This window comes from Ruegeria sp. BG3 (assembly GCF_056538485.1).
This window is the reverse complement of record NZ_JBQFTE010000016.1, coordinates 49,257-74,265: the sequence shown is the minus strand read 5'-3', so window position 1 is coordinate 74,265 and position 25,009 is coordinate 49,257. Positions and strand designations below refer to the sequence as shown.

Below are 25,009 nucleotides of genomic sequence, written 5' to 3'. Positions count from 1 at the left end.
CCATAATGACAGGGCCTTCATCCGTCAGTCGAATTTCGGCATGCACAGGCGCATTGTCTATCCCGCAGGCCTCTATGGCACCTCGTGTGGTTTCCGCGAGCAAGTCCCGTTTTCGGGCTGGCAGTGCAGCAGGCTGACTATGTGCAACTTCGACAAAATATGGCGCACCCGTTGTCGTCTTCGCCGTAATCGCGGCAATGTGAAGCTCTCCTTTAGCAGCCATGGCTTCGACAGAGTATTCAGTACCTTTCACTAATTTTTCAACGATGACGCGCTTGTTGGCGCTATATATGCTTGCGTTGTGAAACGCCGAAGTTATGTCCGTTATCGAAGCATTTGGCGCAATCCTGCAAATACCGCGCCCGCCTGAGCTGACCCCCGGCTTGAAGATCGTACTGAAATCTCGCGAGCGCACTATGTCGATTGCATGAGCAACCTCTTCAACCTCAACGAAGTCGAGATTGCAGACACCATGTTTCGAGAAGGCTCTCCGCATCTCAGCCTTATCTGTCGATTTTCTGACTGCCTCCATGTTTGGCCCCGCCAGTCCAAGTGCGTCACAAATCTCCGCTAGCATTGGCATAGGAAAGTCAGCAGCCAATGTGACTACTCCGTTGACCCCATGCGCGCGCGCGGCAGCGACCCCCTTTGGAAGGTCTGCCAGATCAAAACAGGCACTTTCCGTAGCGCGCACAAGACCTGGCGCGTTGGAGTTTGGATCAACGGCAAGGACGTCCAAACCGCCACTTAGAGCTTTGTCAATTATTGGAATCTGATTGAGACCAGCGCCCAGAACCATCAGCTTCCGCATTTTGAGGCCTCAATCAGCCAGTCATTATGACTTTGAGCCTGTGTCTCGCTCTTGCCGCAAGGAGAGTGTTTCCTATTGGTCACCGCTGACTCCATCGCCTGAGCCAAAACCCGTTAAATTGAGAATAGTAAAAATAGTCGCTGCACCAAGCACAATGACTATTATCTGAGCCACTTCCGGTCCTATTAGTGGTGCCAGGATTGCCATACCAGCGAGCGATACGATCAGCCCGGCACCATAGGCGGTGCCAAATCGCCACGGATCCCGACCATGCCCTTGGCGCGACGGACTTCTTTTGTCAGCGAAGGTAATCTGGCGGTGTAGGACATAATTCATAACTGTTCCAACAACGTAGACTATTCCTGTGGCGAGAACCGGAATAGTCCCAATACCTAAAAGCAGCAAAAACATCAGATAAAGCGTCACGTTTGAAACAAGGCCAACAACGCTGAACCGGCCAATCCGGGACAAAAACTTGCTCATGTCCGACCTTTGGTCTCGTCGTCGTCGGTCGTGCTCTGGAGCAGAATGCGCGGGCGAGGCTGCACTTCCCGGAATATGCGTCCCACGTAGATGCCATGTATACCAAGGGCCGCAAGGATAACGCCACTCAAAAACCAGGTTGAGAGAATAGAACTGGTCCATCCCGGTACGCCAAAAAGACCCAGCGACCAGCAGATCAGAAGCAAGAGTGAGATAAACGCTGATACCCCCGCAATTCCAAAACCGAGGAGTACGCTAATGGTGAGCGGTCGGGCCGAAAAACGAACTATAATTGCGACAGCCATGCGGAGGAGTTTTAGAAAGCCATACGAGGACTGACCCGCCGCGCGTTCGGATCGATCCACTTGATAGGTACCTCGCGGCAAGCCAGTTGAAGCCACCATAATAGGCAAAAAGACCTCTGCGTCCTCGTACTTTAGCAATATGTCTTTCATCTGCCGCGAATACACACCGAAATTACCGATGTTGCGCAATGAATAACCAGAAAGTAACTCAAATACTCGCCAAAACCCGGCGCTGAGCACACGCCGGATGGTACTGTCCTTCCATGCCCCACGTTCAACAATCAGCGCATCGAGTTCGCGTTCCGTAGCCACATTTATCAGTACAGGAATCATCTTTGGGTCATCCTGAAGATCGCAATCCACCACTGCGACCCAGTCCCCACGCACCTCAGCGAACCCGGCCCAGATTGCTAAGTGCTGCCCATGGTTGCGCATCAGGCGCAAACCACGAATATGCTCGTCCTCCTTTGCAAATTTCTCGATCAGAGGCCAAGCGTCTTCTGGACCACGGTCATCCACGAGTATCAGCTCCCAATCGAAAGCCTCCGTCTCGAAAGCTTCGCGGGTTCTCTGTGCTAGTTTGGCCAGACAATCATTACAACCGTAGACTGGCGAAATCACACTGACTAAGGGGCGCGTACCGGAATGGTTAGACATAGAACCGCCATCGTCACTCATATTGAGACCTCAAGGAAGAACATCACTGAGCAACATCTTAGGCTTTGTTCAAACGCAAGCATACAACTTCGACTACATTTGTGTCACAATAAGGCGTGTAAAGCAAAGCACCATGCCACATGGCCAGTCAGACACCAAGGAGCGCTTGTTAGAAAAAGATATTGCGAGAGGATGTCCTCCAAAAAACTCACAAACCGTGCCGCCTTAACCGTTCACTGCCATTTTGCGGAAGGTTTCGTTTTTGGCTACTAGCTCGTCATATGTGCCGGACGAGACCACTTGCCCTTGTTCGAAAAAATAGATTGTGTCGCAGTTGCGTACGGTGCTCAGTCTGTGGGCAATAATGATGATGGTTTTCTCTGCTCGGATTTTCTGCACCGCTTCCATCACTACACTTTCGGTGATATTATCCAATGCCGAGGTTGCTTCGTCCAGGATCAATAATGCTGGGTCAGCATAGAGTGCGCGAGCGATACCAATGCGCTGACGCTGGCCGCCTGATAGGCGGACGCCATGCTCGCCGACGAATGTGTTGTAGCCATCGGGTAGATCATCGACGATGAAATCATGCAATGCAGCGATACGCGCAGCCCGCTCCACGGCCACCATGTCGATATCTTCTGAGGGTACCCCGAAAGCAATGTTACACGCAATCGTATCATCGGTCAGATATATACTCTGTGGAACATAGCCCAGCGATTGTTGCCAGCGGCGAAGATTGCCCGACGTGATGACTGTTCCATCAGCTACGATCTCGCCGGTTTCAGGCCACAACAAACCCAACACGATATCGACCAACGTAGTCTTGCCTGCGCCTGAACCACCTACAATGCCTATGGTGTTGCGCGCAGGAATAGTCAAATCAACATCACGCAGGGCCGAGCGGTCAGCAGTGGCATAAGAGAAACTGAGACTCCTGACTGCAAGATTGTCGTTCAGCGGCAAACAGCCACCCTTATTGGCAGGCGGTTCGGCCAAATAATTGACCTGCTGCTCTGTAGTCGTGAAGTCGGCATGGATATGTTCCAAGACAGGTGTACCAGCCCGCAACGCCGCTAGGCTCTGATAAATCTGCTGCGCCACAGGCAAGAAGCGCATGACCGAAAAAAAGAAAATGCCAAGCGTCGGAATGATCTCAACTAGATTACCACTGGTACGCAACAATAGGATCAGTACAAAGGCTAGCAGGATTCCAATTGTTATTGCTTCTAGGAAAAAGCGTGGTAGTTCGCGCAAAATATCATTGCGTACGACATAGTGCGCTCGGCGCAAAGCCGGGTCCCGAAACCGTCTTACATAGCTATCCTCCAATCCCATGAGCTTGACTTCCTTGAAGCCGTCTGTGGCCTCTTGCGTTAGGCGGAACCGCTCTTCATTGACCTCTAGTAGCTTTTTTCCCAAAACATGCAGCACATTGCGGATTTTCAAATAAATCCCAATGTAGCTGCAGCTCATCAATAAGATTGCAGCCGACGACAGTACAGGTTCGACATAGACTAGGAAACCGATAATGCAGAGGCCAAGGATCACACTCGCCAGAAGCCGCATGCTTGGAATGATGATGAGCCCCACGAGCATATCTATATCATTCAGGACGCGCTGCCGGATGCTAGCGCTGTTGTGTTCCAGAAACCACGCATAGGGACGGTGCAGATAGCTTTTCAGAAGCTGGTATGAAACACTGTATCCCCGCATCGTCGAAAAGCGGATGATCAGGTAGGCTCCGCCCGCCTTTATCAGAAGGCCAGCAATAACCACAAAAAGCACCGCGACAGACAAATACACCTGAAAGGTATATATGGACGAAAAACCTCCAAGGTCATAGGCCCATGACAAAGCGCGATTTGTCTGAATCTCCGCAGGTGCGGCCAAAACGTTCAGCAGCATAAGCACTGCGGAAATACCCAGCACTTCGGCAAATGCAACCAGAACCATCAGACCCATAATCAGGTAGAAGGCCCGCTTTTCTCTACGATCGAAGAGGTCCAGAATCTTTTTGTAAATTCCAAGCATGATTTCAATACTCAGTCAGTCGTGATCAAATAAACAGTCTCATGTGACTTTAGGAATAAATCCGATGTTTTTATGGCTCTACTGAGTAAGAACTCAAAAAAAGCATCAGAACATTCTGAGGGAAACACAGTGGCAAGGGCTTTGTGACGGCACGGCTTGCGAAACCGAAACAGCTGAACGCGATCTGTTTCAAAATCCCTCGGTCTCCCAAGGCACGTATCGGCCCAGCCGTCCTTCGACCGCCCACAAACTGTCATTTAGACGTTGGTCTGCGGCTATCTCACCACCCCCATCAGGGTCGATTGCAGTGATCAGGCGGACCATCGCACTATCGCTGCGACCATTGATGGCCTTGCCCGCCATTAACAGCAGCTTGGCTCGGAGGCCTGACGCCACTCGCGTACCTTGTTGTTCGTACCAGTAATAGACTAGCCGCCGGTCCAGGCCTTTCTGGATAATCGCACGGTTTACAGGGAAGCTCTGCGCACCATTCGACACGTCGATCTGTTCGAGCCAGGCAATCTCCCACCCGCTGCCAGGCAGGCAAACCTCGGGCGAGTGCACGCCCCCAGTATTCTGATCCTTGTACCATACCATAAACAGGTCGACCGGAACCTCCTCCCCTGCCCGCCCCAATGCGACCGAATGGTAATCAGCCGCACCCAATATGCGTTCGATATCCGGGTCCAAGGCTTTTGGTTTCCCTGCATACCAATCGCCCAACTGAGTCGGGAACAGTGCAAAGGGATCGCGATTGACAGGCGTAGCCTCGCGACTGGGTACGCTCTGCCATAGTACGTTGAGGGTGAGCACCGAAACCGCTCCGACGATAAGCACGACAGACGGCGCGATAAGCCGGATACGCTTGGCCTGTTCCCAAAGCCCGTCAGTCTCGAGGTCCAGTGCTTCGATCAGCGTGATCTTGTCCCCACGCAAGCGCACAAGGACCCAGGCCAGGCCAAAAAGAATCAACACGCAGCTGATAAAAACGACCCACCCCTCGAAGAAGTGTGTGAGCCCTTCGACATACTCCAAACCATAGGTATTCACGATCACGCCAGCCACAGCGATCCGAACCGAGTTCATCACCACGGTGATGGGCACCGCCGAAACCAGCAGGATCGCCTTGTGCCATGTTGGTCCCTGGTACAGAACCGCAAAGATGTAAGAGAAGCTGAGGATCGGGAACAGATACCGAAGGCCAGAGCAAGCTTCAGCCACATGCAAGCGGTAGACCCCCAGATCAATGATATTACCATCCAGAAAAACCGGCACCCGCAGGATATCCAGAAACCAGACGCCGAGTTCCGAAGAGATCAGCTGTAGCCATGTCGAGACGCCATAATACAGTGCCCCGGGCAGTGGCAGCATGTAGACAAGATGTAGAACCGGTGGCCAGAAAGCGCGCCCCTGTTTCCAGCCAAAACTGATCAGCAAAACTGCACCCACCCACAGGATCAGCCCATAGGCGACGATATCGGGAATGCCGATCAACATCCCGAGGCCACCCAGTACCAGCGCAAAAGCCAACAATGCCGCCCCCTGCCAGAAGTCACGTACTGGGGTCGCATCAATTGGAACAGTCTTGAGTTGTCTTAGAAACAACAGTCCGGACAGAACAGGTATCAGCGGGCCATGGCTATATTCGGGAAGCTGCCACACCCGAAACAGCTCGGCGATCCCTTCCTGAAAGAAGGCAACGGCACCAATCACCATAAGCACCAACCAGAACACACCCGCAGCCGAGCGCGTAGCTGTCCCGTGCTTCATTGGTTCAAGAGGTTCGTTTGTGACCGACATACCAAGCCATTACAGCATACTAAAAACACCAAAGGAATATGACTTCATTGGAGGACTATAACAACAAAGCGGCAGCGTTTTGACGCTGCCGCAAAAATTCTTCGTGAAGTTTGCTTCAGGCCAACTGCTGTTGCTTACGGCGGCGCATCACACCGAACCCAGCAAGACCACCGATCAGCAACAGGGCTGATGCGGGCAGCGGAACGGGTGCAACCGTAAAGCTGCTAATGAGGAAGTTATCCGTCGAATAGCAGTGCCAACCATAGCAGCTGTGGCCATCAGCCAGAACGCTAAACGAGTGTGCGATCCGGTCGTCGAAATAGAACGGGTTTGCACTGCTCTCGTTCGCAATACGTGTGTAGTCGACATAGACATCCCAGTCATCATTGCTGTCCACGTGCGAGAACGTGACCGAAATCAGCCTCACTGCAGAATCGAATGCGAAAGACAACCACTCATTCACAAGGCCATCCAACTGCGAGGTGTCATCAAACCGCCCCGAGCGAACACCAATACCATTGGTCCTCTGAGCCACAGATGCATGTGTCCACCAAGAGTTGTGGGCTGTCACCCGACCGGATATTCCATCAACGTCAAAAGTTCCTACCCCACCCGAGACCGAAAGATCTCCACCATAGGTGAGATCAACAGTGACAGGCGCGGCATTCGCCCCGACCGTCATCAGAAAAAGCGCGGAAATAAGTGCGAAAACTCTGTTCACCATTACTCATACCAACCGTTTAAAATTCGCTACAAGTGTTAATCTATCAGAAAGATTCAATTAACGCGAGAGGAAGATGGCAAAACTGAGGCAAAAGTTACCCAGCCCGCAGCAGATCAGCGTCTAAAATGGAAACAATTATGCATTTTTCTCGACGATTGGATCTACATGAGGCTTCCATACTGAAAGTTTCCCTCGAACCATCATGCCTGTATTTGCCTTATACTAGGCGTGGATTCGAACCTTCTGCGTCGCTGCGCATTCAGGCTTTCCCTCTGTGCACGAAGTGCGCCAGCGGAATAGCGGCAAGCATCGCAATCATTGGTATCGCCGGCATATGATAACGGTCTCCGACTACAATAACGGCATGAACACCGGTGAAATAAAGCCATAACCAAACCGGTTGCACCACGATCACGCGCCAGCCATCACCTCTTCTGACCAACGCAACAATCCCGATCACTGCGGCAATCAGCATAAGGTACCAATACCCGGTTGAGATGAGCTTCAAGAATGTCGCCCCGGTGTTTCCAACCAGCGCCTCGATCGCATCCGTGTTCCAGGCCACGCCGATCGTTTCGCGCTCATGTAAAAGCGCGGCTTTCCAGACCGTTCTCCAGACGAAATCAAGCGGTGCAGCGCGCAGATGCTCAACCGAGACCTCCTTCAGGTAGTGAGACCGCTCAACCTCGGACATGCCGTCGACTGCCTCTGGAAGCGGTTCATACCCTCCGGTTGTGTCCGGGTTGTTACCCATCCAGAAATTCGCCCAAAAATTCGTCGAAACAAAAGCCCGCTCACCTATGACACGCTCGTTGCGTGCTGACCAAGGAGCCACAAGCGCAATCACCAGCACTGTGGCGATAACGGCTTTGAGCGCCTCTCGCCATGACAGTCTGAGCGTGCGGATCATGGTGGCCATCGCCAGAGCCGCCGGGATCAACAAGGCGATAGGACGCACATAGGTGGCAGCGGCAAACATCACACCTGCAAGGCACAGGTAAACGAGCCCTCGACGATCCAACCCACTACGCTCCCACGCGGCAATGGCGGCCAAGCTCAATGCTATGAAGTGCAGTTCGCTGGCAAGCACGGTCGTGAACTGGATTGTCAGTGGCCAGATTGCAAACAAAAGCGCAGCCAGCTGCCCTTCACGCTCACCGAACCAACGGCGGCCCAGGTCGTAGATAAACCAGATTGCCACCATCGACGACATCATGTTCAGAACAACGACAGAAAGCGCAGACCCGGTGCCAAAAACCAGATACCCACCCGCATAGATCGCGGCCGGACCGACCGCCCAATAAGCTGAAGGCTGATCCGGTGCCCATCCATAGACCCCATGGTCCGCGATATTCGTGGCGAATGTGAGATAAGCAAATGAATCCGATACAGGGTTCACGGGTATTAACAGTGCCCAAATCAGCCGCAAAGCAAAGCCGAGCAACAGAATGGCGAAGACAGGCCCTAATGTGCTGCTGTGGGATTTCACGGTATTATCTGCAAACATCTTTTTAATCCAATTCCGACACGCCAGAACGAGGAGCATTCGAACGCGCTTCGGCGATCGGGAAAACAACAAGCCCAATCATGATGGCGAACCACACTGTCGCCAGCCTGATAATAACAATAGCAACAACCGCACTCTCAGTGGGAATCGATTGCAGCATCAAAAGTGCTATCCCTGTTGCTTCGGTACCACCAAAACCACCTGGCAAACCGGACAAAGCGCCGGCGAGAACGGCAATAAGAAAGATGCTCGTGGCCGTCGTGAATGGCAGGGGGATGTCCAACCAACCTAGTAGCAGCCAAAACGCAATACCTTCGGCCAACCAGCCGATGGTGCCAATCAGAAGCACTGGCACAAGAACCGACGGATGCATGATTGGTTTCAGATCTCGGACCATACGCCGAAGCCTAACAAACACTCGAGCCTTGCGCCGGCCAACAAGGAGCCAGAACCGAACCAGAAGCATTTCAAGCATGTCAGGCCGACAAGACACAACGACCAGCACAGTCGTCACAGCCAACAGCCCCCAGACCGAGCTGGCCCCGAGATTGCTGAAGGCAATCATGCTGGCAATCAGCAATAAAATTGAGGCCAGTTCTATGGCCCGATCGGCAAAGGCAATAGGCACAAGGTGGGCAAAGCGCTGACCGGACTCGCGCCGCAACCAACGCAGCCGCACAAGTTCACCCAACCGACCCGGGGTCGCGATCATCGCGAAGCCACCAAAGAAATGAAGCATGTTCTGGACAAAACCACTGGCAACACCATGCGCCCGTACCAGCATATGCCAACGCGCGGCCCGCACCACATAGTGCAACGCTGCCAATGCGCAAAGAACCACCAGGTGACCCGCACTGATCTGGCGCATCATGGAAATCGCATCATCCCAGCCCAGCACAAAGAAGGCCAAACCCATCCCTAGGACGAATAACAAGAGCAGCCAGCCGGTATTGTTGAGCCGCGCCGTTTCAGGCGCATGCGCAGCGCGGTTCCCCGTCACAACAAGCTTCCCGCAAGTGCAAAGCATAAAATCAGAGCGCCACAGGCAAGACTGATCCTGTCCCTGACGGCATAGATCACCGGATCGTCATCCAGATAACCGCGATGCGCCAGCATGACCGTACGCGATACCCAATACAACAGGACACAACACGTACCCCACAGAAGCGTCGGCTCGGAATAGAGCTGCTGAACTGACTCTGAGTTTAGATAAAGGGCAAGAACCAGGACTGACATGTATCCTGACGCGATGGACATCATTGAAATGATCATCAGATCGTCGGCATTATATCCGCGGCCAGACACTTTGGAGAGGCCCCGCTGGATATTCATGGTCAACTCGGCCTGTCGCTTCACAGCGGCAAGTGAAAAGAACAGGAAGATGGAGAAGGCCAGTAGCCAGATCGACAATTCGATCCCGGTTGCGGCACCACCAGCTATAACGCGGATCGTGTAAAGGCCGGCCAACACGCATATGTCAATGACAGTGCGGCGCTTGAGATCAAGCGAATAGGCCGTCGTCAGACAAAAATACCCCACAAGGACAAGCAAAAACTGTCCCCCCAGCACCGCCCCTATCAGAAGCCCCAGCAATAGCATTCCGCCAAACATCCAGGGTCCATGTGCAAGTGGAACGTTCCCCGATGCAAAGGGGCGGTTTCGTTTGCGCGGGTGTAGACGATCAGGCTGCAGGTCAAGCAAATCGTTCATCACATAGACGCTGGACGCCACAAGCGAGAACGCGATAAAGGCCAGAAACGACTTGAAAAAGGTCTCTGGCGTAAGCTGATGAGCGGTCAGCATAGGCAGAAAAATCAGGATATTCTTAAGCCACTGATGCGGCCTAAGCGCTTTGATATAAGGTCGTGTTTGGTGCTTTGCCGTGCTCAGATGCTCGGCCGCTGATATTGCCGTATCGACTTCGTGCCGAAGCTTCTCAGACACATTGACGGTCACCGCTTTGTCCGCATCCTTCCAGACGGGCAGATCGGCCGGGGAATCTCCCATATAGGTAAAAGACCCTTTGCCAAAACGATCGCGCAAAAACGCCGCCTTATCTGCACCCTTTAGGTTGTTCTCACCATCCGAGCCGTAAGCTTCATCAAAGATTTGCAGGTGATCCGACACCGCCTCGGCCAACCCCTGATCTGTCGCCGTGACCAGAACCGTATGCCCGCCTTTGGCGCGCCAGTCCCGGACATACTCCACCACCTGTTCATCATAAGGCAGATGGGTGACGTCGATATCGCAGCTTTTGGCAAGCTGCCGCTTCAGTTGTGCCTTCCCCTCCAGCAATGCCCGCCCCGCCCGGAACGGCGTCCGCCAGTCCCCGGCAAAGGCCGACCAAAATGTTTCGAACAGCATGTCACTGCGCAACAAAGTACCATCAAGGTCGACAGCCAATACACGAGCTTGCGTCATATGCTCATTTTCCTCTGCGGCACAATGGGATGCAGCGAATTGCGTTTTCACCAACTAAAAGAATTTAGTCAGATTTGTTTTAAATATTTAACGACGGTGATCGAAACGAGCACACTATTAAATGAATAGTATAAAAGCCCAAGCTCTCTTTGTGTTTTTTGCATTTCTACGCAAGCAATGTACCCAATATAGCAACAATAACGCAGGTCCTTTAAAAACTGGAATAATATCAACCTGGCACCACCCAGTTAGAAGCAATTGCGTTTCTCTAAACCCCACATCTTTCTGATGTTTCGCGCGCGAAACAATTCAAAAGCGGGAGGTCAGCCATTCTCTGAGTTCGGCATGCAGCGCGTCAGTCATCCCCATCAGCGTCACGGTCTTGCCATTGGCCGAGCGGGTCAATGTAAGGGATCCGATAGTCTCCTTGGCGGGGACGAGCGGCTTTTGAGACTTTCCAGCGTCCTGCCCTGCCCTGCTGAAGCGGGTCAGCAACGCCGCTTCAGCCTCGGCCGTATCCGGTTGCGTCCTGTTCAATTCCCGAGCTAAACGACCGCCCAGGGCCGGGTCGTCCCTCAAAGCCTTTGACAAGGCCAGCCCCAGCCGTTCTGGGATCGCGGCGGCAAAGCGCAGGTGGTCGTCGAGCGCTTGGTAGATGGTGATGAACGACCCGATCTTGGACCGTTTCGCCCGGCTGACCGAGGCGAACAATCCACGCAAGGCAGACGCTTCGTCTGGATAGACCCCCTGCTCTGCCGCCCGCGCTGCGATACGGGCACGCTCGTAGTAGCTGAGCCCAACGCGGATTTCGTTTTCCTCGACCATCGCCAGATACGCGTCCGAGGCGCTCTCTGGGCGTCTTAGCAGCGCCTGTACGGTGGCGAAGCGGTCTTCTCCGGTTTCCGCGTACAACGCCTTCAGCGCTGTCAGACGGCGCCAGCCCGAGATCAGGCCGAACCGATCTTCGGCCAGTTGGACCACCTCGATCGGAGTTTGTTGGCCGCGGGCGCGGATGCTTTCGACCAGAGCTGACATCTCTTCCCCATCCACTGCAATCCGGTCACGCACCAGATGGGCCTCCTCGATGGCCATCAGCGGTACCTGCTGCACCAATCTGCCCTCGGCCCGCGCGGTGCGGATCTCAGCGCTCAGATCATCAACAGCAGCCTGCAGCGCCGTATCCCCAGCCACTTGCGCAATAGGCGGCGCAGATTGAACGGGGGGAAACATGGATTTCGTTTCCGGCGCGGCGCCGGGGGTTCCGGCAGACTGGAAATCGGCGCGGGCAGGGGTCAGTCGTTTGCGTTTTGCCATCTCAAATCCTCCTTATCTGCCGGTCATAGACTCTGTTGTATGTCGTCCGACCACCGATCCGTACGTTGCGCGTGGCAGGTGTTTCGCGCGCGAAACATTCATCCGGCAGGGCAGGGGGGTCATACCGCCACCTCAGGCTGCTCTTCAGCGATCCGGGCCAGCTCCTCGCGCCGCCAGATGCCCAGAACCAACCGCTTGAAGGCGGCATAGGTTTCATCGAAGGTCTCGCGGCCCCGCGCATAGGTCTCGCGGTTGAAATCACGGTAGTCCGCCTCGTAAATCCCGTTCACCTGTTCTCCGGCCTGACCGATCAGCGCAGTAAACTCCTGCCGGTGGGGCGACAGCGCGCTGCCCAGATAGGATTGCATCAAGCCGGCCAGCTCCGCCTGCTGGGTTCCGTCATAGCGCGTGATAACGGTGCGCACCGCATCCCATTCAAAGGCCATTTCTTCGCGCCCCAGGGCACGGGCGGCCATGTTTTCGCCCTCCTCGATCGACTGAAAGGTCGAATGGAGCATGTCAAAGAACCGCCCCGTGGAATCGAACTCCAGAAACGAAGCCCCCATCGGGACCAGCAAGATATCGGCAGCCGCCAGCCCGTTGATCGTCAGATAGCCAAGGGCAGGGGGGGTATCGAGGAAGATCAGATCATAGTCATCCAGAACACCATCCGCCTCGAGCGTTTCCGTCAGAGCATCCCACAGCTTCCAGCCGCGGGCCTGCATCCGCCAGACGGGGATCTGGAACTCGGCCCAGTAGAGGTTCAACTGCGCCCCGATCAGATCAATATTGGGCCAATGCGTTTTCTGGATCAGGCCGCTGGCACGCGTATCGAGCGCCTCCATCAACGTGTCATCGATCGGGTGGGGTGTCTCACCCCGGTCCAGACGTCCCTGGTTTTCACGACGCAGATATCCGGCATAGTGACGCGCCAGCAGGGGAAACACGGTCTGCCATTCATCGGTGACCTTGCCACCGAAGATCGAGGTCATGGAACCCTGGCTATCCAGATCAATCACCAGAACCTTGTAGCCATCCAGTGCCGCCGACATTGCCAGATGCGCGCAGGTCGAGGTCTTGCCAACACCGCCTTTGAAATTGGCAACGGAAACAAGCTTGGCAGGTAGCCCCTCGGGTCGATAAGGGCGGTACTCTTTTGCTTTCGATCCTTCTGAAGCAAAATGAGTGCGCAACCGCAGCACCTCATCCAAGGTGAACCATTTGGCGCCGCCTTCGGATTCTGATCGCCCCTGAGGCAGATCCGGGTTGGCCTTCAGGACCCGACGGAAATGGGGCGCAGCAACCGGGATTAGATAACGGGTGATTTCCCAGGTGGAAAACAAACGCAACTGTCGTATTTCTCCATCTTCCAATCCCCGGCTCGCCAGGTCTTCGCGCCCCTGAGAGCATGCCCCGGCAATAGCTGCAAAACTGGCGGTGGTTGAAGGATCCCCCAGCTCGGCAAGGGCGGTGTCGGGATCAATATTGAAATAGGGTGGAAGCCCGTCTTTCGGAGATAACGCCATGTTCTTCTGCTCGATATGCTGTGTTTTTACCATAGTACCACAAAACATGACATATGGAAGAACTAACGGCATCAACCGATATTTTCTAAGTAAATCAAAGGACTGTAGGTGTAGAAACCCGTAGGTTTTGAGGCTTGTAGATTTTTTTTTAGTTAAAATATAGTTATTTATTAGTTACAGCAGGGATGTCGACAACATAAAGCATTGAAAAACAATATATTTTAATGGTTCTTGTGAGGCAGAGTGAATCTGAACCCACGATCAAGTGACTCTGGTCCCACGTTGTCCTGACTCTGAACCCACGATCCGACGCTTTACCCGGTCTGTGGATAACTTTAGGGTAAGCGTCAATAAAACCACGAAAAAAGATTCGGGCAGATCAGGGGCAGAGGTATGGGCTGGAACGTTTCAGTTCTGAGTGATTTTTCATGAGCGCGGATACCCCTGCCGGGGCAGGGGGACTGTTGCCCGAGAGGCATCCGACAGCGGATTTCTTTGTCTGCGACATCTTCGATGCGCTGCCCAAGACTGACATGGGATCGATGGAGCATCCGATGTTCTCGCTGTCCACACGCCCGGATCGGCGCATCCTGAACTATGAGCACAACGGGGTTGAGATCACCGTCACACCCTCGGTCCGGGGACTGGCGACGATCCACGACAAGGACATCCTGATCTTCTGCATCAGTCAGTTGATGGCTGCAATCAACGCAGGCCGCGCCGTCAGCCGGGTGTTACACCTCAAGGCGCATGATTTGCTGGTGGCAACTAACCGGGAAACCTCGGGCGATGGTTACAAGCGGCTGCGCGAAGCCTTTGAACGGCTGGCCGGTACCCGCATCACCACCAACATGGTCACTGGTGGGGTTGAGACGACCTCAGGCTTCGGCTTGATCGAAAGCTGGGAGATCGTGCGCCACACGCGGGCAGGGCGGATGGTCAGCGTTTCGGTCAAATTGTCGGATTGGCTGTTCCGGGCCGTGCTGGCGAAATCCGTGCTGACCCTCAGCCGTGACTACTTCCGCCTGCGCAAACCGCTGGAGCGGCGGATCTATGAACTGGCGCGCAAGCACTGCGGTCGTCAGCCAGACTGGCGGGTGTCGGTCGAGACGCTGCTGAAGAAATCCGGTTCAGCCTCACCGCGCCGGGTGTTTCGCAAGATGCTGCGCGACATGATCGCCGCCGATCATTTGCCCGACTATTATCTGGAAGAGGAACCGGGTGATATCATCCGCGTCAGCCGTCGGGATGTGATTGTGGAGCCCGGGCAGGGCCTGACCCTGAAACCCGAGACGCTGGAGACCGCCCGCACCCAAGCCCCCGGTTGGGACGTCTATGCGCTTGAAGCCGAATGGCAGGCCGTCTGGGTCAGCTCGGGCCGCAAGCCGCTGCGCAGCCCTGACAAGGCATTTCTGGGCTGGATAGCGAAGCGGGTGGTTCTACGTGGCTGAATGACGATTGAATGGGATTGTTACCAATTGGACACGTGGTCTTTTGCCCTATGCACCTGTTCAAAGTTTGACGGCACAGTAATCTTGAACGCGTAAGCGCAGCACACGCTCTCAACGCGTTGGTATTATGGCTGCTGACCTGAGTCCGGTTTTTTCCTCCATTTTGAGTTAGGATTCGTCCTAGCGTGCTCTGAAATACAGTCCTCTGCCACCTAGGCATAGAGCATTCCGCATTTCCTCAACTTGACGGGCTAGTTTCGCATATGAGTTTTCCAGCATTGCCGATGGGATATTCCTGATGGTTCTGTGCGGTCTTTCTTCGCTGTAATATCTACGCCATTCCTTCATCTTTTCGGAAGCATCTGCTAGCTACAGAAGCTGATGTGCGTTCAGGCATTCTGCCCTGAATTTGGAGTTGAACGCTTCGGTGAAGGCATTGCCGGTCGGTTTGTCAGAGAGTGAGAAGTTGAGCGTGACGCGGTTATGGTATGCCTTGTTTCGGCGGCGGATACGTTGCTGTCCGGGCTACGGATACCCTGCGAACTGACTGCAGTAATATCGCGAAGCGGACGACCCAGGGCTATTGTCAGCTACAACGGGACGGACAGGCGGTGGTGATTTCTGTAGAACGAGCCTTTCCCATTTAACTTCGATCTGAAAAACCGAGTATCGGTTTAGTTCTAGAAGACTTGGGCGCTTCGTTTGTTTTAAATATTGTGGCAGGATAAGGTGGTTGTGTTACAAACCGTTTTAGGGTTGGTGTACTGTTTCTCCATCATGTAGATTTTCCGGCGCCTAGCTCTTTGCTTTAACACCCTCAATTACCTGAACTCTTATTCGCTCTTTGCAGACATCATCAGTATTGGTCCGGCAGGTGTCTCCTGTACGCCGTATTGGACTGATACACCATCGACCGTTTCCTCTTTGGTCTTCATCTCCAGAGACGCGTTGTCTGCGGTCTCGCGAAGCCAACCGGCTAGGTTATTGTTCTCGTCATAGCGCATCACATCCCGCCAAGGCGCGGACCAGTGCAGCATTGGGTCATAGGCTGCGTTGCGGGACGGCGCATCATAATCCACTGAACTCAAGCGCATCTGACCTTCCGGACCGGGAGTGTAGACACGCTGGTGATGGGTTGGGAAGCTGACTGACAGAAGGGCGGGGGCGCTGAATTGGGCACCGTTCCAGGCGATGACGCCGATGTCCACGCGGGAGCTCAGGCGCGAAATTTCCCGCGCCGCTGAAGGAATTGGGAAAGGGTCGTGCCAGTTTAGTGTAATCTCGGCGCTCAGCCCGTCTTCGGTCGGGCTGATACTGACCTTGTCGGGATCACCGCGCAGCAGCACCCAGTGAAATTCCAAATCGCGCCCATTGGGATCGCGGGTGTCGGCTACTGATAGCGCTATACTTCGTTCATACTCTGGTCCGCGCCAAATGCGGGCAATTGCAGAGGGTGTATCGAACAGGCGCTCGGACAGGTCGGCCAGACCAACTGTCGCGCGGAAATCTTCGGACACCACGTTCAGGCGCACCATCGGCGGAATGTCTTCAGGGGCGATTGACGCCGCCAGACCAATCATACGCCCGGGCGACAGGTTTTGGGCATCAAACACCGTGGGATGTGCGGTTCCGGTGCGATAGGCTTCGGCGGTGTAGCTGCCTTTCTGGGTACGGCGCAGGATCATTTGCAGGGTGGGCGCGATAAGCCCTTCGTCTTCCAGCCGTGCGCGGGTGTCAGGGCGGAACGCGGCCAAAGTCATCAACAGGGCCCGCAGAAAGGCCTGATCCGAACCGGAAGACCCTTGCGAAATCACGGTATAAGGCCAGTTGGCTGGGAACAGGTCCTCGGCGTCATGGTCACGATGTTCGGGATAGACATACAGATGGTTGCTTGCATAGGCGCGGAAGCTTTGCGCCGGGGACATTGGGATGGTCATTGCCAGTCGGGGCAGGCTGCGCTCTACACCCGGATCGGAAACTGCGGTGGATGAGTTGCCCAGTGTCACGGCAGGGAACAGAAGCTCTCCGGCCAGACCATAGTCCAGACCTGCCTCGCGCAGCGCGGGGGTATATGTCACATGGGTCAGGTCTGGAAACAGCTCAGGGGGTAGGGTGGAATGCCCTCGGTCCCGATTGTCATAAAGTACGCCGCCAAGCCCTGATGCTACGCCCTGATGCGACAACCGACGCAGTAGCAATGCAGCGCTACCGTCAGCATTCTGACCAATCACCTGTGTGCCACGCGATGGAGCGGGCAGCTCAAGTCCTGTAACCAGCCAACCGAATGGGCCTGCCCGCACCAGATCGTCCGGGTTCAACTGGATGGTTTCGGCCTGTGCGGTCACGCTAAAGCTCAATAGAGCGGGCAGGAGGAGGAAATTTCGGAGCATGAAGTCAGATTACAATATTTTGCAGAACATATGGCGTCGAAATCGGATCAATTCTGAAAACGGCCGCGTAGCGCAGCTAAGGTCAGCCCGGGCATGATCAGGATGCAGCGCCCGTAGCGTGCGGCCAACCGGGTCGGGTTGTTCAGCAGCCGCCAGACCCACTCCAGCGCCAGCTTGCGTACCCATCGCGGTGCCCGGGTTTGTGATCCGGCGACAAAGTCTAGCCCTGCCCCGACCGACACAAAGCCGCATTCGGGGGCATGTGTTCGCCCCAATACAGCCAATCTTTCTTGCTTCGGTGCGCCAAGCGCCAAAAAACACAATCTGGCCCCGGAAGCAGCCACTTGTTTCAGGTCGGATACGGCACTAGGCCCGTCCGGGTCGTACCCAAGAGGCGGGGCAATTCGGGCCACAACTTGCAGTCCCGGATGGGCACGTTCTAGTCGCTCGGCTGCCAAATCAAGCGTGTTCTGCGTTGCACCCAGCAAAGCAACGGGCACCGCTTGCTCTGCCGCCAGTGCCGACAGGGGCGCGATCAACTCTGATCCGGGCACCAGATCAACGGGCCGTCCGGCCAATCGGGACAACCAGACAATAGGGTTGCCGTCAGCTACAATGTGGGTCTGATCCTGATAGACCGCCCGAAACGCATCAGATCCACGCATTTTGACGATGTGATCAAGATTGAGCGTCGCCACTGCAAACCCTCGACCGTCGTTCCAGTGACGGTTCAGATCGGTCAGCAAATCCTGTTGTGATGAGAAATTTACAAGATTCAATTCATTCATGCTGCTCGGGACCCGGTCCAGCGGTGTATGGGTTTCTGAGATCAGTTGATGCCCGAGCGCCATTCAGTTGTCTATGACCAGTCAAATCTCCATCTTTCCATCAACCCTCCCTGCTGAACAAATTAATCATTTTCAGCCAACTGTTTCATTTCAAGAAACTAACACTTCTGTAGATCTTTGCCTTTTGCGTGACGCAATTGCGGGGGATACTCTAACAAACGTTATGAACCTTCAGGGAAAATCTGCCCTCGTATCATAGTACCGAAATTTGAAACATTATGTGGGTTTTCACCTCTCTCAAGACGCATCTGTTTCATTGGCATTCTGCGCGGAGCGGCCTAAACTCGACACGGTTTATTAATGGATGGTTTAAAAGTGCATAGTTCTGCTCGGGAAGGCGATATCGCGATTGTTGGTATGGCGGCGCATTTCCCTGGTGCCTCATCGGTTGAGGCATATTGGTCCAACCTGCGTGCAGGATTGGAGTCTATTCGCCGTTTGAGTGATGAGGAAATTTTGGCTGCTGGCGAAGCGATGCATCTGATGCAACGCCCGGATTACGTGCCCTTCGCGGCGCCCCTGGACAAGTTCGAAGAGTTTGACGCCGAGTTCTTTGGCCTGTCTCCCAAAGAAGCCGCCATCATGGACCCGCAGCACCGTCAGTTCCTTGAGGTGGCCTGGGAAGCGCTGGAAAACGCTGGCCATCCGCCTGAAAGCTTTCCCGGCCCAATCGGCGTGTACGCAGGCTGCGGCATGGGCAGCTATTTCTATTTCAACGTTTGCTCAAACCGGGATCTGGTCGACGATGTGGGCATGTTCCTGTTGCGCCATACCGGTAATGACAAGGATTTCCTGTCGACCCGGCTAAGCCATATCCTCGACCTCAAAGGGCCGAGTGTGAATGTGCAGACGGCATGCTCGACCTCGCTGGTCGCAACGCATTATGCAACGCAAGCTTTGTTGACCGGTGAGTGCGATATGGCGATTGCTGGGGGGGTTACGATCGAACTCCCTCATAACAGAGGTTATGTTTACAAAGAGGGTGAGGTTCTCTCACCCGATGGCCATTGCCACGCCTTCGATCACCGCGCGCAAGGCACTGTTTTTGGCTCGGGTGCTGGCGCTGTCATTTTGCGGCGTCTGTCTGATGCGATCGAGGATGGCGACCATATCTGGGGCGTGATCCGCGGCACGGCGATCAACAATGATGGCGCGGCCAAAGCCGGGTACTTGGCGCCATCTGTGGATGGTCAGGCCGCCGCGATTTCCGAGGCCCATGTGATGGCCGATGTTCGGGCCGACACGGTGGACTACATCGAATGCCACGGCACCGGCACCTATCTGGGGGATCCGATCGAAGTGGCCGCGCTGACACAGGCGTTTTCGGAAACCACACAGGAAACGGGCTTCTGCCGGCTGGGCTCGGTCAAAACCAATATCGGCCATCTCGATACCGCCGCCGGGGTGGCCAGCCTGATCAAAACCTCTCTGGCGCTGCATCACAAGCAGATCCCGCCCAGTCTGGGCTATGAGAAACCCAACCCGGCCATCGACTTAGAGAATAGTCCGTTCCGGGTGAATGACACTCTGACCGATTGGGTCTCGCATAAGGGCCCGCGCCGCGCCGGGGTGAATTCTCTGGGTGTCGGCGGCACGAATGCGCATGCCATTCTGGAGGAAGCGCCTGAGCGAGCCGCATCCGAGCCGTCGGATTGGCCGTTTCAAATCCTTACGGTTTCGGCGCGGGGCAAGAAAGCGCTGGATGCCAACAGCGTGGCACTGGCCGAACATCTGCGAGCCAATCCCGATCAGGATTTGGCCGATATCGCCTGGACCCTGAAAAACGGACGGCGCGGATTTGAAAAGCGGCGCGTCATCGTCGCTGAAACCCATGAAGAAGCCGCCGCGATCCTTGAGGAAAACGATCCGCGTCGGGTTTTCACCCATACGGTGATCTCGGACGCGCCGGAGCATGTCTTCATGTTCCCCGGCGGAGGCGCTCAGTACGCCGGGATGGCGCGCGACCTTTATGAGACCGAGCCGGTCTTTGCCGATTGGATGGATCGGGGTCTGGATATCCTGCAGGCCAAGCTTGACTATGATATCCGCGCGATCTGGCTGCCCGAACCGGGCGAGGAAGAGGCTGCGGATGAGCGGTTGAAAACACCCTCGGTGCAGCTGCCGCTGATTATGATCACCGAATATGCGCTGGCGCAGCTTTGGATGGAATGGGGTGTTCAGCCCACCGCTCTGGTCGGCCATTCGATGGGCGAAAATACCGCGGCATGTGTGGCCGGTGTGATGTCGTTTGAGGATTGCATCGGTCTGGTGTATCTGCGCGGGCGGCTGTTTGATACGGTTCCGGCCGGTGGCATGCTGAGCGTCCCCTTGCCCGCCGATGATCTGCGGCCACTTTTGGGCGATGACCTTGATCTGGGTGCCGTGAACGCCCCCAGCCTGAGCGTAGCGACCGGACCACAGGCGGCGCTGGACGATCTGGAGGAACGTCTGCGCAATCAGGGTGTCGACTGCCAACGCATCCCGATCGATATCGCGGCACATTCGCGGATGCTGGAGCCGATCCTAAAGGAATTCGGCGACTACCTGCGCTCGATCGAGTTGAAGGCCCCACAGATCCCGTTCCCCTCGAACCGCAGTGGCAACTGGATCACCGAGGCCGAGGCTACGGACCCCGAATACTGGGTCGGCCATCTGCGCAACACCGTTCATTTTGCTGATTGCATAACCACGCTGTCCGAGAACCCAGAGCGTATCTTCATTGAGGTCGGCCCAGGCAAGGCGCTGGCCTCACTGACCGGACAACATGACAAGGTCGACGCCAATCAGGTGATCAGCAGCCTGCGTCACCCGAACGATGACGTGGCTGACGATGCTTATTTCATGGCCATGCTGGGCCGGATCTGGGCTTTGGGCGGCGCGTTCGACTGGGAGCAGATCTGGGGCGAGGCGAAGCGCAACCGGGTGCCTCTGCCCACCTATGCCTTCCAGCGCTCACCTTACTTCATCGAACCCGGCACGACACAGTTTGAGACAGCCAGCCAATGGCTAATGCGCACCGAAGACCCCGCCGATTGGGGCTATCGCGTGGCCTGGACACCGAAATACGCGGCCTGCGATGTCGATGTCACCGGCGATCTGTCGGAGGCGGCACAGGAAAGCTGGCTGATCTTTGCGGACGAGGCTGGGCTGTGTACCAACCTGGCCGAGCGCCTGAAGCAAGCCGGTCACAAGGTGGTCACGGTCACGCCCGGCGATGCCTTTGCGCGCATCAGCGAGGATCATTACCAACTGGCGCCGGAACGCGGGCGCGAAAGCTATGATGCGCTGATCCGCGATCTGGTTGCACAGGAACGCATCCCAACCCGGATTGTGCATGGCTGGCTGCTGACACAGGCCGAGACCTTCCGCCCCGGCGGCAGCTTCTTCCACCGTAATCTGGAACAGGGCTTTTACAGCCTGTTCTTCCTGGCGCAGGCCATTGGGGACGAAGATCTGCCGATGCCCCTGCACCTTCATGTCCTCAGCTCGGGCGCGCTGCAGGTGAGGGATGAAGCCCTGCCCTATCCCGAGAAAGCCACGGTCACTGGCCCGACCCGCGTGATCCCGCGCGAATTCCCCGGCCTGACCTGTGCGCTGCTGGATATCGACCTGCCGCAGAACGCTGGCAAGCGTCGGACCCCTGCCCTGCCTGACGGCCTGACCGATCAGGTGCTCGAAGACCTGTTGGCCCTGCCTGCCTCGTTCACGGCGGCGATCCGCGCGGGCAAGCGGTTTGAACAGGGCTATCGCCCGCAGGCTCTGGCGGAGCCGTCTCTGGACGATCTGCCCCTACGCGATGGTGGCACCTATCTGATCACCGGCGGTTTTGGCGGCATTGGCCTGACACTGGCCGAAGCGCTGATTGCCAAGGTGAATGCCAATATCGTCCTGCTCGCGCGTGGAGACCTACCGCCGCGGGATCAATGGGAAAACGTGCTGAACAACTCGGCCCCCCAGGACAAGACGGCCCGCCGTATCCGCGCCATCGAAAAGCTGGAAGCGGCTGGGGGCAAAGTGCTTCCGATGTCTGTCGACGTCAGCAATGTTGAAGAGATGCGCCGTTGCGTCGAAAGCGCCACGCAGGAATTCGGTCAGATCAACGGCGTGATCCATGCGGCTGGACTGATCGACGACGCGCCGATCATGACCAAGACCATGATGGAGATCGAGGATGTCTTTACGCCCAAGATCCATGGCACGCAGGTCATCGACCAGATCTTCCCCGACGGATCGCTAGATTGGCTGGTTCTGTTCTCATCCAGTTCGACCGCAACGGCACCTGTAGGTCAGGTCGACTATGTGGCCGCCAATGACTACCTGAACGCCTATGCTCGTGCGCGTTCGGGCGACAAAACGCAGGTTGTGTCGGTCAACTGGGGTATCTGGGCCGATGTGGGCATGGCCGCCGACGCGATGGAGGCTCGGACCGGCACTGCCGAGCCTGCGCCGGTGACATCCGCAGATGTGCCGATGCTGGATCAGGCAAGCTTTGATGACGCAGGCAACCGCCTGCTGAGTGCGACTTACAACGCCCAAGACCGCTGGTTCCTGAACGATCACCGGACCAAGGCCGGGCATGCTCTGATCCCCGGCACCGGCTATCTGGAAATGGCCTCCGAGGCCTTGCGGGTGCAGGGGGAAACCGGCCCGTTTGAAATTCGCGATCTGTATTTCCTGCGCCCTCTTGCAGTCTCGGACAGTGAAGATCAGCAGGTCCGTCTGCGCCTGCCACGCAGCGATGTGGGCTATGACCTAACGGTCGAGAGCGGGTCGGACGATGCGTTCGAACTGAACGCCCAAGCCAGCTTGTCTCTGTTGCCGTTAATCGCGCCCGCACCGCTGGATGTGGAGGCCATCGCCGCCCGTTGCGGCCCGGCCCATCAGGCCGAAGGCGCGGGCCGCCTGCGATCCCCGCAGGAGGCGCATCTGAATTTCGGGCCGCGCTGGCGGGTGCTGACCTCAACTGCACTGGGGCAGGATGAGGGCCTAGCGCATTTGGCACTGCCAGAAGCCCTGCAAACGGATATCGATGCAGGCTACCACCTGCACCCTGCCCTGATGGATCTGGCCACGGGCTGGGCGATGGAGTTGATCGCGGGATATCAGGCCTCGCACCTGTGGGTGCCGGTCTCCTACCGCTCGGTCCGCGTTTATGCACCACTGCCCGCGCAGATCGTCAGTTGGATCCGCAACGCAGGCGACAACCGCGCCGAAGGCGAGACCGCCAGCTTCGACGTCACTATCGCCGCCCCGGACGGCACGATTTGTATTGAGGTCGAGGGGTTCTCGATCCGCCGGATGGAAGATGCGGTGGATTTTGCCTTCACCGAAAGTGCCCCAGCGATCACCTCTGAGGTTGACGCCCCGGCGCCCCTGTCCCCGGCCGAGGAACGGCTGCGTCACAACCTGTCTCAGGGTATTCCAGCGGCAGAAGGGGCGGACCTGTTCTTCAAGGCACTGGCCAGCGGGCAATCGCAGATCATCCTGTCCTCGCTCGATCTCGACGGGCTGATTGCGCAGGCTGCTGATAGTGGCGCATCCACCGAAAGCTCGGATCAGAAATTCCAACGGCCCGAGTTGGACTCGGATTACGTCGCCCCGGAAAATGACATTGAACGCCGCCTCGCCGGGTTCTGGCAGGAACTACTGGGTGTTGATGAGATCGGTGTCGAGGACAGTTTCTTCGATCTGGGTGGGCATTCCCTGATCGCGGTGCGCCTGTTCGCGCAAATCCGCAAGGCCTATAACGTGGACTTCCCGATCTCGGTCCTGTTCGAGGCCCCGACCATCCGCAAATGCGCCGACCTGATCGCCGCCCGTGGCGTGCCGACAGAGGACGGCGAAGGCGATGCGCCAGCAGCATCCCCGGCGACACCGGAGCGTCGCTTTACCCATCTGGTGCCAATGCACTCCGGCGAAGGTGGACCAAAGACTCCGTTCTTCCTGGTGGCAGGCATGTTCGGAAATGTGCTGAACCTGCGCCACCTGGCGCATCTGGTGGGCACCGACCGGCCATTCTACGGCCTGCAGGCGCGCGGACTTTACGGCGATGAGGAACCGCACCGCGATCTGCGCGAGGCCGCCAAGGACTACATCGCAGAGATGCGGCAGGTGCAGCCCTCGGGGCCGTACATGCTGGGCGGTTTCTCGGGTGGCGGTATCACGGCTTATGAGATCGCCCGTCAGCTCACTGAAGCCGGGGAAGAGATCGCGGCGCTGGTCATGTTGGACACACCCTTGCCGGTACGACACCCGCTCAGCAAAGCGGATCGTTTGAAGATTCAGCTGCAGGAGATGCGAAACAAGGGCGCAAGCTACCCCATTCAATGGGCCAAGAACCGGATCGCATGGGAGATTCAAAAACGTCAGCCCAAGGAAGAAACAGCTGAGACCGGCCAGCAATTCCACGACACCGAGATCGAGGCCGCGTTCCTGGAAAGCGTCAACAGCTATCCCTTGCACCCATGGGACGGTCCGCTGACCCTGTTCCGCCCGCCTTTGGTCGGGAAATGGGAGTTGGGGCCGGGCAAACTGGTACATCACGAACGCTATTACCTGACCCATGATAATGACTGGACGCCCTGGGCCCCCAATATCGAAGTGTTCGAGGTTCCGGGTGATCATGACTCGATGGTGCTGGAGCCCAATGTCCGCGTGTTGGCCGCGCAGATGAAGACCTGTCTGGAAAATGCCGAGCGCCAGATCCCGCGTCCAACCCTCCGGCAAGCGGCGGAATGA

The 25,009-nt window shown here is 56.2% G+C and carries 15 protein-coding genes and 1 pseudogene; 2 read left to right on the top strand and 14 right to left on the bottom strand.

Annotated elements, in window-relative coordinates:
• From ACR0AI_RS21320 to ACR0AI_RS21270, 11 genes are all read right to left on the bottom strand, one after another.
• On the bottom strand, positions 1-811 hold an 811-nt coding region (locus ACR0AI_RS21320), incomplete at its 3' end, for an ATP-grasp domain-containing protein (RefSeq protein WP_480701475.1).
• A 72-nt stretch (positions 812-883) separates the two neighbouring features.
• The gene (locus ACR0AI_RS21315; protein WP_480676855.1) at positions 884-1,294 is read right to left on the bottom strand and encodes a GtrA family protein; all 411 of its coding nucleotides are present in this window, start codon (positions 1,292-1,294) and stop codon (positions 884-886) included.
• Positions 1,291-2,277 (bottom strand): glycosyltransferase family 2 protein, encoded by a 987-nt coding sequence (locus tag ACR0AI_RS21310; RefSeq protein ID WP_480676856.1) that lies wholly within the window; start codon positions 2,275-2,277, stop codon positions 1,291-1,293. Before ACR0AI_RS21310 ends, ACR0AI_RS21315 begins: the two co-directional genes overlap by 4 nt.
• Before the next feature lie 204 nt (positions 2,278-2,481).
• Positions 2,482-4,290: an ABC transporter ATP-binding protein gene (locus tag ACR0AI_RS21305; RefSeq protein ID WP_480676858.1), complete on the bottom strand. Its 1,809-nt coding sequence runs from the start codon at positions 4,288-4,290 to the stop codon at positions 2,482-2,484.
• Positions 4,291-4,479: 189 nt separating this feature from the next.
• The gene (xrtD, locus tag ACR0AI_RS21300; RefSeq protein WP_480701473.1) at positions 4,480-6,090 is read right to left on the bottom strand and encodes a VPLPA-CTERM-specific exosortase XrtD; all 1,611 of its coding nucleotides are present in this window, start codon (positions 6,088-6,090) and stop codon (positions 4,480-4,482) included.
• A gap of 115 nt (positions 6,091-6,205) precedes the next feature.
• Positions 6,206-6,811 carry a VPLPA-CTERM sorting domain-containing protein gene (locus ACR0AI_RS21295; RefSeq protein WP_480676862.1) on the bottom strand — a complete coding sequence of 202 codons (606 nt, stop codon included), beginning with the start codon at positions 6,809-6,811 and terminating at the stop codon, positions 6,206-6,208.
• Between the two features lie 262 nt (positions 6,812-7,073).
• Positions 7,074-8,321 carry an ArnT family glycosyltransferase gene (locus ACR0AI_RS21290; protein WP_480676864.1) on the bottom strand — a complete coding sequence of 416 codons (1,248 nt, stop codon included), beginning with the start codon at positions 8,319-8,321 and terminating at the stop codon, positions 7,074-7,076.
• Between the two features lie 4 nt (positions 8,322-8,325).
• Positions 8,326-9,321 (bottom strand): lysylphosphatidylglycerol synthase transmembrane domain-containing protein, encoded by a 996-nt coding sequence (locus ACR0AI_RS21285; protein ID WP_480676866.1) that lies wholly within the window; start codon positions 9,319-9,321, stop codon positions 8,326-8,328.
• Complete coding sequence (locus ACR0AI_RS21280; RefSeq protein ID WP_480676868.1) at positions 9,318-10,742, bottom strand: UbiA family prenyltransferase; 1,425 nt, start codon at positions 10,740-10,742, stop codon at positions 9,318-9,320. The genes ACR0AI_RS21285 and ACR0AI_RS21280 overlap by 4 nt, the downstream gene beginning before the upstream one ends.
• Before the next feature lie 309 nt (positions 10,743-11,051).
• Positions 11,052-12,056: a ParB/RepB/Spo0J family partition protein gene (locus ACR0AI_RS21275; protein WP_480676869.1), complete on the bottom strand. Its 1,005-nt coding sequence runs from the start codon at positions 12,054-12,056 to the stop codon at positions 11,052-11,054.
• A 119-nt stretch (positions 12,057-12,175) separates the two neighbouring features.
• The gene (locus tag ACR0AI_RS21270; RefSeq protein ID WP_480676871.1) at positions 12,176-13,615 is read right to left on the bottom strand and encodes an AAA family ATPase; all 1,440 of its coding nucleotides are present in this window, start codon (positions 13,613-13,615) and stop codon (positions 12,176-12,178) included.
• 395 nt (positions 13,616-14,010) lie between these two features.
• Between ACR0AI_RS21270 and ACR0AI_RS21265 the strand changes: the two genes are divergently transcribed.
• Entirely contained in the window at positions 14,011-15,033 is a 1,023-nt protein-coding gene (locus ACR0AI_RS21265) for a replication initiator protein A (RefSeq protein WP_480676873.1), read from the top strand.
• Between the two features lie 238 nt (positions 15,034-15,271).
• On the opposite strand, the pseudogene ACR0AI_RS21260 reads toward ACR0AI_RS21265, so the two are convergent.
• The 3 genes and pseudogenes from ACR0AI_RS21260 to ACR0AI_RS21250 form a co-directional block, all read right to left on the bottom strand.
• Positions 15,272-15,525 (bottom strand): annotated as a pseudogene (locus ACR0AI_RS21260) (integrase core domain-containing protein); the annotation flags it as partial.
• Between the two features lie 341 nt (positions 15,526-15,866).
• Entirely contained in the window at positions 15,867-17,378 is a 1,512-nt protein-coding gene (locus tag ACR0AI_RS21255; RefSeq protein WP_480676875.1) for a hypothetical protein, read from the bottom strand.
• Between the two features lie 92 nt (positions 17,379-17,470).
• Positions 17,471-18,274, bottom strand: coding sequence for a WecB/TagA/CpsF family glycosyltransferase (locus tag ACR0AI_RS21250; RefSeq protein WP_480676877.1), 804 nt, complete (start codon positions 18,272-18,274; stop codon positions 17,471-17,473).
• A 297-nt stretch (positions 18,275-18,571) separates the two neighbouring features.
• On the opposite strand from ACR0AI_RS21250, the gene ACR0AI_RS21245 reads away from it, so the two are divergent.
• On the top strand, positions 18,572-25,009 hold the full coding sequence (locus tag ACR0AI_RS21245; protein WP_480676879.1) for a type I polyketide synthase: 6,438 nt from the start codon (positions 18,572-18,574) through the stop codon (positions 25,007-25,009).